Below are 18,536 nucleotides of genomic sequence, written 5' to 3'. Positions count from 1 at the left end.
GGTCAGATCGATCAGCCGTTGGGCAGCAGGCGCTCCCAGAGGATGTCGTTCATGAGGACGTTCGTGATGAATTCACGGCTGCCATCCACCGGAGCGACCGGCGCTGGAGCGGTGGCAGGCACGACGATGTCCAGGATGAGACCCTTCGCCGTCCGCTGAGAGGTGATGCGTCCTCCGAGGTGATAGGCCAGGAAGAAGACTCCCATGAGGCTGAGGCCAGGGGCATCCGTGGAAGCGTCCGCGTGCGTGAAGAAGGGATCAAACACCGAGCGCAGCACAGTGCCTGCCAGACCCGGACCGTCATCGGTCAGGGTCAGGTGCAGGGCTCCGGCATCCGCGGCCTCGGTGGCCGTTTTGCCAGAGAGGGTCACATGCGTTCCGGAGGAAAGCAGCGCCAGTTCCGTCTGAAGCAGCAGATGCAGCATTTTTTCAAACGCCGGGCGGCTGGCCTGGAGGGCGGGAAGCGCCCCGGCGGCCTCGAACTTCAGTTCGATGCCCTTGGCCGTGAAGGCCGCGCGCTGCTGCTCAATCAGCCCCTGAATGACCGCCGCCGCATCCATCTTGTGCTCGGCACCGGAGGCGGACTGCAGTTCGCCCAGAAGCTCGCCGATACGGCCGGCCTGGCTGACCACATGCGCGTGGAAGTCGCGCCAGAAGGTGGCCTGACGCAGGCGGTCGAGGTCAAAGTTCTGCTGGCCGAGCCTGCCCGGGGTGATGTCCAGGAAGGCATGCACGGCGCGCAGCGGCTGGTTCAGATGCTGGTTCAGCCCGGCGGCCACGACGCCCAGCCCCATCACGCGGTCGGTGATGAGCAGGTTCTGCAGCACGGAGAGCTTTTCCTGCAGCAGGCCGTCGCGCTCCTGCTGGAGGATGTAGAACTCCATGGCGCGGTGGAGGGTGTTGCGCACATCGTCCATCTGGATGGGCTTGGAGATGTAGCGGAAGATGCTGCCGAGGTTCACCGCATCCACGGTCACGTCGTAGTCGGCATAGGCGGTCACCATCATGCGCACCAGGCGCGGGCGGAGCTGGCGTGCGCGCTCCAGGAGCTGCACCCCTTTCTCCCCCGGCATGCGCTGGTCGGAGAGCAGCACGCCGATGTCCTCCCCATGCTGCTCGATGAGCTTGAGGCCGTCGGCCGCGTTGTTGGCGGTCAGGATGCGGAATTCGTCTCCGAAGGTCTTTTCGAAGTACTTCAGCGCCTTCTCTTCATCATCGACATAGAGAACGGCGTAGCGTTTGAGGTCGTATTGGTTTTGCATGTGGAGGTGTCCTTCTAAGTGTCGGCGTGGTTGTTGTTGGTGCTGTCGGTCGATGGTAGCTCAAGGATGAATTCGGTAAACTGGCCGGTCTGGCTGACCACCTCAATGCGTCCGCCGTGGTCGGCGATGATGCGGTTGCAGATGGAAAGGCCGAGGCCCATGCCCTGGCCCACATCCTTGGTGGTGAAGAAGGGGTCGAAGATCTTGTCCCGGATCGCCAGGGGGATGCCGGGCCCGTTGTCCTTGATGGAGAAGAAGACCTTGCCGTCGCGGGCGTGGGCGGAAAGCTTGATGCAGCCCGTTTCTCCCTCGGGATATTTTTTCGTGCTCATCGCATCGATGGCGTTCTGAATGAAATTGATGAGCACCTGCACGAACTGGTTGCTGTCTCCGCGGATCTCCAGGCCTTCGGGAATGTCCACCTCCCGCTGCATGCCATCCTTCCAGATGTGGGAAAAGAAGCGCAGGCCGGTGTTCACCACGTTTTTCAAATCAAAGGCGTGGTTGAGCTGGCTGGTGTTGCGGGTGAAGCCGCGCAGGTCGGAGATGATCTGGATGACGCGGTTCACACCCTCCTCCACGTCCTTGACCGTGTCGGCGAAGTCGGCGCGCTCTTCCTCCGGCAGGAATTTGGCGGAGCGGCTGATGATGCCCAGGCCCTGGCGAGCGTAGTTGAGCGGGTTGTTGATCTCGTGGATCAATCCCGCGCTCAGGCGGCCCAGCGAGGCGAGCTTTTCATTCTGCACCAGCATGGACTCGGTCTCCTTGATCTGCTCCAGGGCGGATTCGAGCTGCTGCTTCTGCACCACCAGCTCCTTCTGGAAGAGGCGGGAGTCCACCAGGTTCTTGAGGCGCACCATGATCTCCGTGAGGGAGAAGGGCTTGGGCAGGAAGTCATTGGCGCCGGCGGCCAGGCAGTCCAGCTTCGTCTTCTCATCCGCACGCGCGGTGAGCAGCACCACGGGAATGGAGCGCGTGGAGGTGCGCTCGCGCAGCTCGCGGCAGAGCTGCAGGCCGTCTTTTTCCGGCATCATCATGTCAGAAAGAATGATGTCGGGAAGGAACTGCGCGGCCTTGTCCAGGGCCTGCTGGCCGTCCACGGCCTCCAGCACTTCAAAGGTGGCGCTGAGCTGGCTCTTGAGGAAGCGCAGCATGTCAGGTTCATCGTCGGCAATGAGCAGCTTGGGCTTGCGGCTGCGGCCCACGCCGGTTTCCACCGGACGCAGGGTGGCCTGCAGCGAGGTCATGGCGGGGAAGAGTTCGGCACGGCGGTAGAGTTCGGCGATCCAGTCTTTCTTCGGCGCATCAGCCTCGGCTTCTGCCCCGGTCATTTCTTCGGGCTCCTCTTCAGCGACGGAGGGCTCGCCCTGAAGCAGCGGCAGGTTCACCGTCATGGTCGTGCCTTTGCCCACTTCACTGGCGGCCACCACATTGCCGCCCTGAGCTTCGGCGAGTTCTTTGACGAGGGCCAGACCGATGCCCATGCCCTGGAATTTGCGCTGGGAGGAGGTGTCCGCCTGCCAGAACCGGTTGAAGATGTGCGGCAGCTGATCCGCCGGAATGCCCATGCCGGTGTCGCGCACTTCGATGGCCAGCCAGCCGTCCGATTTGATGGCGCTGAAGCTGACGCGGCCGTTGGCGGCGGTGAACTTGAGGGCGTTGAAAAGCAGGTTGAGGCAGATGCGCTCCAGCTTCTCCGGGTCCGCCAGCACCGTGCCGACGTCCTCATCCACGTGAGCGTGGAGGTTGATGCGCTTGTCCTGGGCGACACTGCCGACGGCCGTGGCGAGGCCGTTGATGAAAGCGTTCATGTTCACACGCCGGGTGCGGATCTGCGCCCTGCCGGACTCCAGACGCACGAGGTCCAGCAGGTCATTGATGAGCTTCAGCAGGCGCATGGAGTTGCCATGCATGGTCGCCATCAGGTCGCGCTCTTCCTGCGGCCGGTTTGAGTCCATGCGCTGGATGAGGCTTTCCAGCGGAGCAATGAGGAGGGTGAGCGGCGTGCGCAGTTCGTGGCTGATGTTGGCAAAGAAGCGGCCCTTGGCCTCGTCCAGCTCCCGGAGCTTCTTGTTGTTCTCCTCCAGTTCAGCACGGTTGAGGTCCAGGTCGTGGCGGAGCTTGAACTCGGAGAGGCGGATGCGGTTGTAATACCAGCTTCCGGCCACAATGAAGACGCCGGTGACGAAAAGAAAGTACAGGTTGTTGAAGAACAGGCCCTGGATGGAAAACGGCCCGTGCAGCATGGCCGCCGCCAGGTAGGCGACGAAGTTGAGCACGAAGATGAGGATGCTGTCCTCCAGCGTCCAGCGCAGCAGCAGCGCCGAGCCGAGCATCACCAGGTTCAACCCCGCGTAGTAGGGGGAGATGGCACCGTCCTTGGTATAGATCATCCAGGAGATGGCCAGCAGCGGAATGAGCGCGACCGAGAACCCCAGATAGCGGTAGTAGCGTGTTCCTGGATGGTAGTGCAGGGCCAGCCAGACCAGCGCCAGCAGCACCGCTGAAAACAGGCGCACGGGGAAAAAGTCCAGCGCCCCCTTCCAGCCGTACATGAAAAAGTCCAATGAAGCCCCCGCAGGCATGAAGATGCCGGCCAGCAGCGCGCCCAGCTTGTAGTTGTGGACGCGGATGGGGCGTTCGTAGGTGTCAAACGAACTCTCCAGGCTGTCCATCAGAACTGGCTGCGCTGCGGTCATTAGGCGGGCTTGCGGACTTCAAGAAAGATGTTCACGCCGGTTTCGTCGGCTTTCACTTCAACCGACCCTGGCGGGGCCTTGTCCGGGGCGATCTTGGCAAACTGCTCCTTGTTGCGATAGACCAGATGCCACTCAAGCACGTACTCCATCCAGTTTCGCGAAGGGTTGGAGAGATCCACGTTGGTGGCGATGAGCAGTCCGCCCGGCGCGACCAGATCGTAAAACACCTCCAGCAGGCGGCGGCAGATGCGGTCTGAGAGGTAGTCAAACAAGCCCGCGCAGTAAACGAGATCGTAGCTGCCAGCCTCAAACCCCGCGCCGGTGCGGGAGGATTCCTTGAGGATCTGATGCACCGAGCGCTTCTCGAGCTTGATGCCGGTGCGGCGGCGGTGGCGGGCGCGCAGGCTTTCCAGGTCCCGCGTGGTGTTGGTGATGGTTTCGTCGTTGAAGTCCAGCAGCAGGAAGTCCGCATGGTCGCAGAGATCGTCATCGATCAGGAAGTTCTGAATCTCCTGCGCCGGGCCGCAGCCCAGGTTGAAGATGCGTGCCACCTTGCCCTTCGCGTGCATGCGCGCCGTCTCATCGTGGAGGCGCTGCTTGAGGTATTTGATGCGGTTGCGGTGCGCCACCACCGGCGCGGTGTCGAGGAAGAGGCGGTTGAGGATCTTGGCAAACATGGAGCTGCCCTCATAGGGGTCGCGCAGCATCATGCTGACCATTTCATAGTCGCCGGCGTAGCCCAGCGGCTTCTGGAAAGTTCGATAAATGAAGGGTGAGCACAGAACCAGCGGGTGAAGCTGGCGTTTGATGTAGCTGCGGTGCACCGGCTGCTGATCCTGCACAATCTCACCGGCCGTGCTTTCAAAGCGCACCAGCAGAGGCGCCACCGCCGGGAGGATGGGGTCCTCAAGCTGCTTGATGGTTTCGCGCTCCGCCTGGATGCGGTCTCCCGAAGGGAGGGAGCGCACGCCCAGCTCCACCTGCTCCATCCAGCGGCGGAGGTCGGAGAGCAGGGTGTGCATGTCCGCCACCACGAGCTTGAATTCCGGCACGACGCGGTAGTTCTTTTCGGTCTCCTTGAGGAACTCGGCAAAGTCCGCGAGCAGGCGGCTCTTGTTCTGCGCCGGGGAGAGAATGTCGATGTCGATCCAGCCTTCATCCGAGAGCGAGGCCTCGCAGATGAGCATGATGCCGGTGTTCACCAGGTTGGCGATGACCGCGCGGCCTGAATAAACCACGCGCTCGTTCATCATGATCCGGAAGTCGTTCAGAACTTCGGAGAGCTGGACGATGCTGTAGGGATTATAAACCTCAAACACGCCCAGATAGCGTGTGAGCCGGTGAAGAGTGCCGCGCACTTCAGCCCCCTGGCTGTTGCGGCAGATGATGAAGCTCAGGCGCTCCCCTGTGGAAGCGACTGCTGGAAGTGAGTGGTCGTTGTTCTCCATGTTACGAATCCTTTGCTAGAGCGTTGAGTGCCGGGGTGACTGCAGAACCCATGTCCGGGAGGAGGCGCTGCGTGGTGGGAAAGGGCACTCGAAAATGCTGGAGACAGACACAGGGAATGCTCATTTTTGCTTTGATTGTGAGTTAAAAACGTTGCGTGAAACTGAGGGCCAACACCTGCCATTGATGCCTGTAGTTGCCATCAAAAAGTGGTTGTGTAGCGCCGCTGATGACACGCGTCGGATTGTATACGTAAGCATAGGTCACATCCACGGAGCGTGTTTTACCCCGCCAGCCCACGCCGAGGCTGAAAACACTGCGGTCATTGGTGCACACCACCGGGCTGTAAGTGCTGGCCGGCTGTGAATTTTCCGACCACAGGTAGCCGCCGCGCAGGACCCAGCGCTCATTGAGCTGGTAGGTCATCCCCGTGCCGAGATCGATGGAGTTTCTCCAGTTGAACACGGAGCTCGTCGCTCCGCCAAGCAGCCCCTGGTTGTTGCCGATCAGCAGCGGCAGGTCGTCATGAGACGAGTTTTGCGACCACTTGAAGTCAAAGCCAATGGTGAAGCGGTCAGTCACATCAAAACCGTAGCCGGCGGCGATGGAGCCCGGAAACTTCATGTCTGAGCTGAAGTTGCTCGACGGGCTGTAGCCCAGCGCCTGCGCGGTCGCGGGCATGTTTGTGGCCTTGAAGTCACCGCTGAAGGTCACATGCACCGGCAGCCTTCCCACCACGGTGAAACGATGTCTTTTGGCAATCGTCCAGTTCACCGCGCCGTAAGCCCCCAGTCCCCAGCCCTGGCCGTGCATCTGGATGTCGCCCTCCGTCGTGCTGCCGAAGGGAACCCAGCTGTAAAACTCCTTCAGCGTGAGATCGGCATACATGATGTCCATGCCGACGGCGACGCTCAGGTTGTCGGTGACCTTGAAGGCCACCGCCGGTGTGATGTCCACGGTCAGCAGGTTGGAGGAGTAAGGCAGCGCATAGCGCAGGTTCCCGTCCATGTTCTGGGGATAGACGGAAGCCATCCCGTAGGGAGTGCTGACACCGAGACCGAAGGACAGCCTTCCGGGAATGACCGGCTGCACGAAATACATGCTGGCGGGAAACACCCAGGGTTTGTTCATCTGCACCGACTGCCCGTTGGCTCCGTTGAAACGGATGTCGCCATACCACGCCGCGGTGTTGATGAGGAGCTCGCTCTTCTCGATCTGCAGCATGTTGGCGGGTGACACGCGCACGGAGGAGGCGTCCTTCAGGTTGGCATACCTGCCGCCCGCGATGCCCAGCGCCTGCGCGGAGTCGGGGACGACCGAGAGCGTCTCGGAGGCATGCGCTGCCATGGCAGCCAGGCTGAGGGCGACGATGGAGCGGAAGACAGGTGCTTTCATGGTTGGGAGAGCGTTGAGGTCAGGTCACGTCAGGTCAGGCGAGGCCGTTGGACTGGCAGTATCTGAGAATCTCGACAGTTCCTTTGAGCCCTGTCTTGCGGCACAGGTTGTGCTTGTGCACTGCGACAGTTCGGGGACTGAGAGAAAGATCGAGCGCGACCTGCTTGAGGCTTTTGCCCCGGGCGAGCTGCATGAGCACTTCGAGTTCGCGGTTGGAAAGCTTCTCATGCACCTGGCTGGCAGAGCCCTTGCGGATCGACCTGTCTGCAAATTTTTGAGCCAGCTCCCTGGAGATGTAGCTGCGGCCTTCCAGCGTGCTGCGGATGGCGTCAAAGAGCTCATGCGGCGGCGCATCCTTCGTCACGTAGGAGCGCGCCCCGAGCTGCATCGTGCGTGAGACAAAGGTCTCCTCCTGGTGCATGGAAACGGCGATGATTTTGGGCGGCGTGGGCAGCGTGCGCAGCTCCGTGGTCAGCTCCATGCCTGAGCGGTCTCCCAGCTCGATGTCCACCAGGGCGATTTCATAATTGCGGAGGCGGGCCTCCACCATGGCCTCCGCGCAGGTGCCGGTGGAAACCACCGTGGCCTGGGGAAATTCTCCCTTCAGCATGCTGGTGAAGGCTTCGCGCACCAGCGCGTGATCATCGACGACCAGGATATTGAATGGTGGTGGAGAGTGCATGAAGGTGTTCAATCACGTGAGGGGGTCATGCCGCCTGACTGCGGTGTGGATGGGAGGGCCATGAGGCTGATGCGCGAACTTCCGGCCGGGCCGGCGGCCATGACCTCGATGCGCGAGCCGAGCAGGGCGCAGCGGGCCTCGATGACGGCCATTTCAGATCCCGGCACCATTTCCTTCCAGATGCTGTCACCGCCGTCGTGGTCGATGGTGATCTCCAGCTTCTCAGCAGAGGCCAGGCAGGTCACCTCCACCCAGGAGGTGTTGGCAAAGCGCACGCAATGCGTGAGCAGCGCCTGCATGATGCGGAAGAGATTGAGCCGGCTGGCGAGGTCGAACGGCGGCTCGTCACCATTGATGTGGAGGACGAGAGAGCCGGCGAAATTTTCCCCTACGTTGCGGACCAACTGCTGCAGGGCCACGTGCAGACCGAACGCCTTCAAAACAGGCGGAAACTGCTTTTCCGTCATGTCGCGCACCAGTTGCAGCGTCTGCCGCAGGGTGGCGTCCAGGCTGCCCAGGAGCCTGGTGACGCTGGCGGCATCCCCGCCGTTGGCAAGTTCATGGCGCATCATCTCGCCCAGGGAGGCGCAGGCCACCAGGCCGCCAGCCATGTCCTTGTGCAGCAGATGGGCGAGATCGACCCGTTGCGCATCTTCTTCTTTCAGCAGGCAGCTCAGCGCCTGCAGAAGCACGGCAGCCGAGTTTTTTTCCATTTCGAGGGGGGAAGGAGGCATGGTGGGCTAAATCATTGAACCGCGGACTTGCAGTATTTAGAAAATCCACACTTCGAGGCCCTTAGCACCTAAATGTTGATTTAATATTTAGGCATAACCTAAACCGATAGCATAGCCACATTTTATAATTAGCTCCGGTGAGTCTAATTTATAGCCAGAATAAACCTATTTTTATTAATTTTATAACAAAGTCGGGGTAACTTTCGGCACATGTATCTAAATACTATTCAGCCCAACCTCAGCACTTGCAGCCGGATTCTGATTGTGACGGAGGAGCGAACCCTGCAAGAGGACCTGCGCATTTCCCACGCTCTGCAGAATATGAGCCCGGGCGGCAGTTCCTCCGCCCCGCAGGCTGCGACGCATGCCACCTCCAAGGCCAAGGCTGCTCCGGCCCCGGAAGTGACCTGCATCGCAAATGAGAAGGAAGCGCTGGCGATGGTTGAAGCCGCAGTCCAAGAACACCGGCCGTTTTCTGTGATTATTATGGATGGCCGTCTTTTCTATGGAAAAGATTACCGGCATGTCATCAACCGCCTTTGGCATACCCAGCGTGATCTGCACATCGTGCTGCACGCGGTTTCCCAATTGGAGGCGTTCGAGCAGATCCCCATCGACCTCGGCGGCAATCCCCAGCTTCTGGTGTTCAAGTTCAGGCTCGTGCCTTTCGAAATCACCCAGTTGATCCGGACGCTGAACGTCCGGCACGGCGCGGAGAACCAGACCTCCCACCGCACGCTCAACCTGAGCGCGCAGTTGCTGGAGGTCACCTCCCGCTTTGAAGATGTGAGCAACCGGCTGCGCCTGGAGCAGGACCACCGCAAGCAACTGGAGGACCGGCTCTGCCGGAACCAGCGCCTGGAGAGTGTGGGGCGATTCGCCGATGCAATGGCGCACTTTTTTAACAACTACCTCACCGTGATCCAGGGCCACCTGGAGGTGGCGCAGATGACCCAGGATGGCAGCGGTTCCAGTGTGCTGCCCACCGCCACTTTGAAGGAGCTGGTGCTCGCCACGCAGCGGGCGGCCGGAGTGACGTCCCAGTTTGTCTCGTTCAACCGGCGCGAATATCTGCAGCCCTCCCCCCTGCACCTGGGGCAGATCATCGACGGTCAGGCCGCCATGCTGCAGAAGGCCATTGGTGAGCAGATCGCCTTCGAGATCAGCCACAACCCCGAGCTGCCCTGCGTCATGGCGGACCAGGCGGCGCTGGAGCAGATCCTCTTCAATCTGCTGCTCCATGCGCGTGAATCCATGCCCACCGGCGGCCGCCTGACGATCCAGACCCGGCAGATGTACATCCCTGACGAGGCGGCCGCGCGCCAGATGCACGCGGAGGCCAAGCCGGGGGACCACATCGCCATGACGATTTCTGACACGGGCAAGGGGCTGACCCCCGCGGAGCTGGCAGGCCTGTTCGACTCGGCCAAGCTGTCCTCATCACCGGAGGGGGGGGCGGACATCGCCTTGATCCTGGTGCAGGGGCTGGTGCGCATGCAGGGCGGGTGGATCGAAGCGCGGAGCGTGCTGGAAGTCGGCACGGAATTCTCCATTTATCTACCAGTGGCCACCGGGACGGCACCCGCCAACGCCACGCCGGAGAAGAAGCTTCTGATGACCAATGCCGAGGAGGAGTCATCGACCATTCTGATCGTCGATGATGAAGACTCGGTGCGGCAGGTGATGGAATACGTGCTCACGAGCCAGGGGCACAAGGTGCTCACGGCGGCAGATGCGAATGAAGCGTGGGCGATCTGGCGCGAGAAGGCCGCCGTCATCAAGCTCGCCCTGATCGATGTCAAACTGCCCGGCGGCGTGAGCGGGTTTGATCTTGAAAAGGCCCTGGCCGCGGAAGACCCGACTCTTCCGGTGATTTTCACCTGCGGCTACTCGCCCACGAGCCTGCCCAACGCGAAAGAGCTGAAAGCCGGCGAAAACTTCCTGCCAAAGCCTTTTGGCATGGTGGAACTGCTGAACATCGTGGGCAAGGCCCTGCTGCAGCCGGCACGGCTGTGAGAAGCGCCAGGAACGGACGAGTCACCACGACCACGCCCGGGGTCTCCGCAGATCTTCCTCTCCGCATGGTCTCCGCGCAGGTGCATGGAGGAATGCCAAAAACGCAGCATGACCCCTGCGAATCAAGAGGTCGAAAAACGTCTTTCAAGAGACAGGATGGAGCTCCAGCATGCATAGTGAGCATGGAATTTTTCTGAAATCGTCCGCAGGGCAGGATTTGGCATGTACATGGTCTTGACCCCGCCCGCCAATGGCCGAAGGAAACGCATGGGTAGATTCATGTTTCATTGTTTTTCTGTTGTTTACGGAGGCAAATCCGGTCCAAGGTCAGAGCGGTCCTGGCCGTTGTGTTTCCACCATGTGTTTTTCTACGCACAGACTTCTCCGGCGTAAGAAATGCCCACGTATACACCGCGCGGCCGTCAAAGAGAAGCCGCCTTTCCTGAAGATTGTAGCCCCAGCAGTCTTCCGGTCATGAAAACTGCCTTGTCACATTCCACCCCGCAGGAGCAGCCTCTGGCTTGCAGCCTGGTGCTCCGGGTGGATGGGCAGGGCATCATTCAAGAAGTGAACGGCAGGCTGGACTGCTTTCCACCGATTTCAGGGCGGGAATGGCGGCCGCCGCAGACGGGCGGCAGTTGTTTTGATTTCATTGCTGACACATGCGAGCCCGTTTTTGAAGGGGCGGGCGGATGGTCACGCGCCCTCCGGAAGATCCTGAACGGCGAGTCACCCGGCGTGCAGATGCAGTCACGCCTCACGGGTTCCTCCGACGGCGGGTGGATCGAAGTCACCCTGATCCCGCTGCGAACCAGTGACAGCACGGGGGCCCTGATCACCTGCATCGACATTTGCGCGCGGAAACAGGCGGAACAGGGGCTGCGCAATCAGGAGGTGCAGGAGCAGATGCGCCAAAGCGAGGCCACGATGGCCGCAGCGCAGCGCATCTCCCATTTCGGGAGCTGGGAGCTGGATCTGACGGACCTGGACAACCTGGGCAACAACAGCCTGCGCTGGTCCGACGAGATATTCCGCATTTTTGGTCATGAAGTGGGGGGCATCGAGCCCACCAATGAGAATTTTTTCCGCGCGGTGCATCCGGATGACCGTGAACTGATCCGCCAGGCCGTCGCTGAAGCCATCCGAACGCACGGGCGTTACTCGATCGACCACCGCATCATTCTTCCGCAGGGGGAAGTGAGGCACATCCACGAAGACGCGCAGATATTTCTGGATGAGAACACGGGGCGCCCGCTGCGCATGGTGGGAACGGCGCATGACATCACGGAGCGCAAGCTGGCGGAGGAGGTGTTCAAGGCGAGCGAGCTGCGCTTCCGGCATGCGTTCGCCAATGCCAGGGTGGGCTTTGCGATCACGGACATGGGAGGAGCGATCCTCCACATCAACCAGCATTACTGCCAGATCACTGGGTACGCGGAGCACGAAATGATCGGGAGATCCTTTGCCACCATCACGCACCCTGATGACGTGGTGCGCAAGCAGGAGCTGAACCAGCGGCTGATCGAGGGGGAGATCAACGACTTCATCGTCGAAAAGCGCTATGTGTGCAAAAACGGGGAGGTGGCGTGGGTGGAGAACAGCGTCTCCGCCATGAGGGATGAAGCGGGGCTGGCGCTGCACATGGTGGTGCTGTGCAAGGACATCACCAAATCGCGCCGTGACCAGGAGCAACTGCGGCTGCTGGAGACGTGCGTGGCGCGGCTCAATGACATCGTGATCATCACGGAGCCCGAGCCGCTGGTGGAACCCGGGCCGCGCATTGTTTTTGTGAACGACGCCTTCACGCGGCAGACCGGCTACAGCCGGGAGGAGACGCTGGGGCGCAGCCCGCGGTTTCTGCAGGGGCCTGCGACGGACCGGTTTGCGCTGGGCAGGATGCACGCGGCGCTGGCGCAGGGGCTGCCGAGCAAGGAGGAGCTGATCAACTACAAGAAGGACGGCACCGCCTTCTGCATCGAGATTGACATCGTGCCGATCAACGGACCCGACGGGAGGCCGACTCATTTTGTGGCGGTGCAGAGGGACATCACCGCGCGCAAGGAGGCGGCGGACCGGCTGTGGAGGAGCAACCTGCGCTATGAAAGGCAGCACATCGCGCTGGCGCGCATGATCCGGGGCGGGGTGATGCAGGCGGTGCATCTGGAGACGGCCTTCCGCCTGATCGTCGAAGAAATCGCCCACGCGATGGAGGTGGAGCGTGTGAGCATCTGGCGGTATGACCAGAGCCGCAGCAGCATCGTGTGCCAGATGCTGTTTGAGTCTGGTGCGCGCCGGCACACCTCGGGCCTGGAATTGCATGAAAAGGATTATCCGGCCTATTTTCGTGCTCTTGCGCAAAATGAAACCATCGCGGCGGATGACGCGCGGAGTGATGCGCGCACGCGGGAGTTTGCCGAAAGCTACCTCACGCCGCTGGGGATCACCTCCATGCTGGATGCTCCGCTGCATGTGGGCGGGGTGCTGGCGGGAGTGCTGTGCCATGAGCACGTGGGCCCGGCGCGGAGCTGGCTGCCCGAAGAGAAAAGCTTCGCCACTTCGCTGGCGCATTTCATCTCCCTCGTGCTGGCGCAGTGGGAGCGGAGGCAGGTGGAGGACATGCTGCGGCAGCAGGCCTCGCTGCTGGACAAGGCGAACGACGCCATTCTGGTGCGTGATCTTGAGCACAGGATCACCTACTGGAACAAGAGCGCGGAGATGCTTTATGGCTGGACGGCCGAGGAGGCGAAGGGGCGGAAGGTCTCCGAGCTGCTCTACGTCGATGCCGCGCAGTTTGACGAAAGGAACGGCAAGGTGCTCTCCGAAGGCGAATGGGCGGGTGAGATCCAGCAGGTGACCAAGAACGGGGAGGAGCTGACGGTGGAAGGCCGGTGGACCCTGGTGCGCGATGCGGAGGGCAGGCCCAAGTGCGTGCTGGCCATCAACACCAACATCACCGAGCAGAAGCGGCTGAAGGACCAGATCCTCCGCTCCCAGCGCATGGAGAGCATCGGCACGCTGGCGGGCGGCATCGCCCATGACCTCAACAATGTGCTCACGCCGATCCTCATGTCGGTGGACCTGCTCAATCTGCGCATCAAGGACGCGGCGAGCAAGGAAACGCTGGAGACCATCGCCTCCAGCGCGCGGCGCGGCGCGGACATGCTCAACCAGGTGCTGTCCTTCGCGCGCGGGATGGAAGGGCAGAAGACGCCTCTCCAGATCAGCCGCCTGCTGCAGGACCTGGCGCGCATCGTGGGGGACACCTTCCCCAAAAACATTCATCTCCGCACCCAGTGCGACCTGCAGGAAGACGACACGGTGTCAGGAGACCCCACGCAGATCCATCAGGTGCTGCTCAACCTGTGCGTCAACGCGCGGGACGCCATGCCCGCGGGGGGCACGCTCACCATCAGCGCGGCCAGCGTGCTCATCGATGCGCAGTACGCCGCGATGAACATCGAGGCGCGGGAAGGCCCGCACATCATGATCAGCGTCGAAGACGACGGTGTGGGCATCGCGCCGGAAGTGATGCCGAAAATTTTTGATCCTTTCTTCACCACCAAGGAAACGGGGAAGGGCACCGGGCTGGGGCTCTCCACTTCGCTGGCCATCATGAAAAGCCATGGCGGCTTTTTCCGTGTTTACAGCGAGCTGGGCCACGGCTCCTCCTTCCGCGTGTACCTTCCGGCCCAGCCGGCGCAGGTCACGGCCCGCTCGGTGGTGGAAGACCAGGTGCTGCCGCGCGGCAATCACGAGCTTGTTCTCCTCGTCGATGACGAGGCCGCCGTGCGTGAGATCACACGCCAGACCCTTGAGGCCTACGGCTACCGCGTGCTTCTGGCCGCGGACGGCGCGGAGGCGGTGACCCTCTACTCCAAGCATCAAAACGACGTCGCGCTGGTTTTGACCGACATGCGCATGCCGGTCATGGATGGCACCACCACCATCCAGGTGCTCATGAAAATGAACCCGGAGGTCCGCATCATCGCCGCCAGCGGGATCAATTCCAACCATGGCCTCGCCAAGTCCATGGGCACGCGGGTGCGGCAGTTCCTGCCCAAGCCGTACACGGCCGAAACCATTCTTCGGGCCCTGCACCAGGTTTTGAACGAGCAGCACCCGCACTGACCGCCCTGCCAGATCAGGCGGTCTTCCTTGCGGGCTGCAGCACGTCCCTCAGCGCCTCCAGCAGCGCGTCGGCGTTGTAAGGTTTGCGGAGGAAATGCTTCACGCCCAGGCTGTTCACCTGCGCCTGCATCTGATGGCTGAGGCCGCTCGCGCCGATGATCGGCAGGGAGGGATGAATCTTCAGCAGGGCCTGGATGAGCGTGGGCCCGTCCATGTTCGGCATCATCATGTCCGTGATGAGCGCGACCGGCTTTTCCGTGTTTTTCAGGAAGGTTGCGATGGCGTCGGTGCCGTCGCAGGCGGCGATGACCCGGTAGCCGAAGGCCTCCAGGGTGTGCTTGGTGGCGGTGAGGATGGCGGCTTCATCATCCACAATGAGGATGAGCTCGCCCTGGCCGAGGCAGCGGGTGGACTCCGCCACGTGGATCTCGCGGTTTTCCACGTCCGTCTTGGCCGGCAGATAGACGCGAAACGCCGTTCCTTTTCCCATCCGGCTCGCGAGATCAATGAAGCCACGGTGGGATTTGACGATGCCCAGCGTCGTGGCCAGTCCGAGGCCGGTGCCCTTGCCCATTTCCTTGGTGGTGAAGAAGGGGTCGAAAATGCGGTCGCGCACTTCCAGCGGAATCCCCGTGCCCGTGTCGCGCACCTCCAGCACCACATGCGGTCCCGTGTTGGCGTCGGGGTGCATGCTGGCAAACTGCTCGTCCACGACCACGTTGCTCACGGTGATGTCCAGCTCGCCGCCTCCGGGCATGGCGTCGCGGGCGTTGACGCAGAGGTTGAGCAGCACCTGGTGGAGCTGGGTGGGGTCTCCCTCCACATTCCATGTCTCCTCCGCGCAGGAGATGCGGCACTTGATGAACTTGGGGAAGGTTTCATGGATGAGCTGCTCGATCTCCTGCAGCACATCCTGCGGGCGCAGGCGCATGCTGCGGCCCTCCACGCCGCGCGCGAAGCTCAGGATCTGCTTCACCATTTCCGCGCCGCGGTTCGCGCTGTTCTCCATCGCGTTCAGCAGCTCCACATCCCGCGGCTGCTGCAGCTTCATCCGCAGGATGGTGAGGGACATCAAAATGGGCGTGAGCACGTTGTTCAAGTCATGCGCCACGCCGCCCGCCAGCGTGCCGATGCTCTCCAGCCGCTGATTGCGCAGGGTCTGCGACTCCATGCGGCGCTTTTCGGTCACATCGGTCATGAAGCCCTCGATGTGCCGCATCACGCCGTCCTCGGAGGGAATGCCCTGGCCGCGCTCCCAGATCCACTTCACCGCGCCTTCCGCGGTGCGGATGCGGTAGCTCATTTCAAAGCGTTTTCCTTCCGCCACCGCCTCCGCCACCGTCTGCCGTACGTGCTCGCGGTCCTCCGGGTGGATCAGATCGCCGAAGAAGACCTCGCCATTGCCGGCAAACACCTCCGCTTCATATCCGGTGAGCTCCAGGCAGCCTTCGCTGATGAACTCGAGCGTCCATTTTTCATCGATGAGAGAGCGGTAGGCGGCGCCGGGGAGGTTGCCCATCAGCGTCGAGATCATGCGTTCATTTTCACGCAGAGCCTCGATGGCCTGCTGGCGCTCCCTCTCGCGCTCCACGGTCTCCATGGCAAAGGACAGGTCATTGGCCAGGGCGCTGAGCACGCGGATCTCCTCCTCCTGGAAGCAGTCGCGCTCATCAGCATAGATCAGCAGCACACCCACGGGAACGCCGCCAGGCTTCAAAGGAAATGCGGCGCAGGAGCGGAAGCCGCGCTCCAGGGCCCGCTCACGAAAATAAAAGGTTTCGTCGTTCTCGATGTCGTTGGAGATCTCATGCGTGCCGCTGCGAAACACACGGCCCGCAGGCCCGCGGCCGGAGGGATGATCCCCGCGCGTGATCAGAGTCAGGCCGTCCAGGTAGTTCTGGTAGCTGCCCGCGCAGGCGGCGGGCTTCAGGATCTGCGACTCCTCGTCGTAAAAGCCGATCCAGGCCATCTTCATGCTGCCCTTTTCCACGGCGATGCTGACCGCCGTCTCATAGAGCAACTGCGGCTCGCGGATGCGCACGATCGCCTCGTTGATGCTGCTGGACATGGCGTGCAGCCGGTTGAGGCGCAGCAGGCGCTGCTCGTCCAGCTTGCGTTCGTGAATGTCCAGTGCGGAGCCCGCCATGCGGTAGGGCTCGCCATATTTGTCCCAGAGCGCCTGGCCGCGGGCTTCAAACCAGCGGTACTCCCCCGACTTCACCTGGATGCGGAATTCAATGCAGAACTCGCTGTGCTGTTCCAGGTGGCTTTCCAGCGCCGCGCGCACCAGCGGCAGGTCTTCACGGTGCATCTTCTGCTCCCAGGCGAAAAACAGGCTGGGAAACTCCTCATGATTGTAGCCGAGCAGCTCACGGAAACGCGCCGAATAATAAACGCCTCCGGTGCGGATGTCCCAGTCCCACACGCCGCCGGTGGAGCCGGTGGCCGCCAGCGCGTAGCGCTCCTCGCTCTGCCGCAGCGCCAGCTCCGCCTGATGGCGCTCCATTTCCGCGGCCGCCCGCACGGCAAAGAGCTGGAACACGGCCTGCAGGCGTTCGCGGTGGTCCAGCGCGTGGTCGCTGAACACCGCGATCATGCCGATCACCCTGCCGTCCGTGGCATGCAGCGGCATGCCCATGTAGCTGTTCGCGCCCAGCTCCTGCAGAAGCTGGTCATCCGGAAAGTGATCCCGCACATCACGGTCGTAATAACACACCTCGCCGCTGGCCACGTTGTAGCAGGGCGTGCCCACGAGGGAGCAGGTCTTGTTTGGCAGCACCTTGCCGTCCGCGCAAAAACCCAGCGTCCGCACCATGCGGTCGCGCTCCGGCAGCAGCATGGCGACCATGGCGTATTTGGCCTCCAGCGTGCGGGCCACCTGCAGGCACAGGGACTGGAAGAACGTCTCGCCGCTGCGCGCGTCAACGCCTTCGGCCATCGCCCGCAGCGCCTCCTCCACTTTTTTCTCCACCGTGATGTCCGAGGCCAGGGAGAGGATGGACTGCAGCTCCCCCTCTTCATTCAGCAGCGCGGAGTTGTGCCACTCACACACGATCACCCGGCCGTCGCTGGTGAAGTTGCGGTTGATGCAGGTGTTGCGTGATTCCGAGCGGTCCAGCAGCCGGCCCAGCGTGGCCTTCACGCGCGGCAGATCCTCGGGATGGACGAAGTTCCAGTCGCTGTGATTGCGCCCCATCACGGTGTCCTCGCTCCAGCCGAAGATCTTTTCAGCCTGCGGGGACCAGCGGCAGATGCGGCTGGTCGTGTCACACTCCACCAGCGCCAGCGAGGTGTTTTCCAGATGGTGGAGCAGCGTGGCATGCGCCTGCTGCTGCAGCGCCTCCTCCTGCTCCCGCCGTGTGGTGAAGTCACGCAGGTTGCCGATGATGGCCACCGGCCTGCCTTCGCTGTCCCGGACCACGGAGCGGCTGTCGCTGATCCAGCGGTAGGCCTCGTTCTTGTGCTTGAAGCGGTATTCCAGCACGGGCTGAAAATCACCGTTCAGGTCGCGTGCCATCAGCTTTTCCAGACGGTCACGCTTCAAATGATAATCCTCGGGATGAATCCGAGAAAACATGAACCGCAGTCCGCCCGCGATGCATTCCTCGATGCTGAAGCCCAGGACCTGCTCCACCGCGGGGCTGATGTAATCATAGGTCAGCGAGGGCAGGCTCAGGCAGTAAACGGGGTCCTTGGAGTTGCCGAGCACGGTGCGGAACCGTTCTTCGCTCCGCCGCAGTTCGCTCTCGGCGTGCTTGCGCTTGGAAATGTCGCGCACGGTGACGACCAGCCGGTCCTCGCCCAGGATCTCCGCCTTGCGCATGCTCACCTCCACCCAGAACACGCGCCCCGAAAACGAACGTGCCTGCCACTCAAACAACTGCGGCCCTTCCTCGACCGCCTTGCGCATCCAGTGCAGCGCTTCATCGGCGGTGTAGGGCGGGGTGTTCACACTGAACACCGCCACCGAATGCCTGCGCATTTCATCCGGCCCGCAGCCATACATTTCGCAGGCGCGCTGGTTCACCTCCAGGATGGCCCCGGTGACCGCGTCATGGATGAAAACCGCGTCATTCAGGCAGTCAAAGACGCTGCGAAACCAGTCGCCCTGCAGGGCGATGTCCAGATCATCTTTGGCGATGGATGGCGGCATGGGGCAGGCGATCATGGCAGT

The 18,536-nt window shown here is 62.0% G+C and carries 9 protein-coding genes; 2 read left to right on the top strand and 7 right to left on the bottom strand.

Annotation, left to right across the window (positions count from 1 at the left end):
• Positions 1–11: 11 nt before the first annotated feature.
• The 6 genes from ACILSQ_RS01360 to ACILSQ_RS01335 all read right to left on the bottom strand — a co-directional run bounded on the left by ACILSQ_RS01360 (position 12) and on the right by ACILSQ_RS01335 (position 8,218).
• Positions 12–1,262: a response regulator gene (locus ACILSQ_RS01360; RefSeq protein ID WP_395741772.1), complete on the bottom strand. Its 1,251-nt coding sequence runs from the start codon at positions 1,260–1,262 to the stop codon at positions 12–14.
• A 14-nt stretch (positions 1,263–1,276) separates the two neighbouring features.
• Positions 1,277–3,961, bottom strand: a complete 2,685-nt coding sequence (locus ACILSQ_RS01355; RefSeq protein WP_395741771.1) for an ATP-binding protein — start codon at positions 3,959–3,961, stop codon at positions 1,277–1,279.
• Positions 3,961–5,409 carry an SAM-dependent methyltransferase gene (locus tag ACILSQ_RS01350; RefSeq protein ID WP_395741770.1) on the bottom strand — a complete coding sequence of 483 codons (1,449 nt, stop codon included), beginning with the start codon at positions 5,407–5,409 and terminating at the stop codon, positions 3,961–3,963. The genes ACILSQ_RS01355 and ACILSQ_RS01350 overlap by 1 nt, the downstream gene beginning before the upstream one ends.
• 142 nt (positions 5,410–5,551) lie before the next feature.
• A complete protein-coding gene (locus ACILSQ_RS01345) occupies positions 5,552–6,802 on the bottom strand; it encodes an OmpP1/FadL family transporter (RefSeq protein WP_395741769.1) in 1,251 nt (416 codons plus the stop codon).
• Between the two features lie 34 nt (positions 6,803–6,836).
• Positions 6,837–7,484 (bottom strand): response regulator, encoded by a 648-nt coding sequence (locus tag ACILSQ_RS01340; protein WP_395741768.1) that lies wholly within the window; start codon positions 7,482–7,484, stop codon positions 6,837–6,839.
• 8 nt (positions 7,485–7,492) lie between these two features.
• Positions 7,493–8,218, bottom strand: a complete 726-nt coding sequence (locus ACILSQ_RS01335; RefSeq protein WP_395741767.1) for a hypothetical protein — start codon at positions 8,216–8,218, stop codon at positions 7,493–7,495.
• A gap of 486 nt (positions 8,219–8,704) precedes the next feature.
• Between ACILSQ_RS01335 and ACILSQ_RS01330 the strand changes: the two genes are divergently transcribed.
• Together ACILSQ_RS01330 and ACILSQ_RS01325 are read left to right on the top strand one after the other, a co-directional pair.
• Entirely contained in the window at positions 8,705–10,234 is a 1,530-nt protein-coding gene (locus tag ACILSQ_RS01330; protein WP_395741766.1) for a response regulator, read from the top strand.
• Between the two features lie 474 nt (positions 10,235–10,708).
• On the top strand, positions 10,709–14,362 hold the full coding sequence (locus tag ACILSQ_RS01325; protein ID WP_395741765.1) for a PAS domain S-box protein: 3,654 nt from the start codon (positions 10,709–10,711) through the stop codon (positions 14,360–14,362).
• A 13-nt stretch (positions 14,363–14,375) separates the two neighbouring features.
• Here the strand turns inward: ACILSQ_RS01325 and ACILSQ_RS01320 are convergent, their stop codons facing one another.
• Positions 14,376–18,530 carry a PAS domain-containing protein gene (locus ACILSQ_RS01320; RefSeq protein WP_395741764.1) on the bottom strand — a complete coding sequence of 1,385 codons (4,155 nt, stop codon included), beginning with the start codon at positions 18,528–18,530 and terminating at the stop codon, positions 14,376–14,378.
• Between the last annotated feature and the right edge of the window lie 6 nt (positions 18,531–18,536).

It is taken from the genome of Prosthecobacter sp., assembly GCF_044227185.1.
Taxonomy (GTDB): domain Bacteria; phylum Verrucomicrobiota; class Verrucomicrobiia; order Verrucomicrobiales; family Verrucomicrobiaceae; genus Prosthecobacter.
Note: the sequence above shows the minus strand (reverse complement) of the source record. Positions and strands in the feature narration are given on the sequence as shown.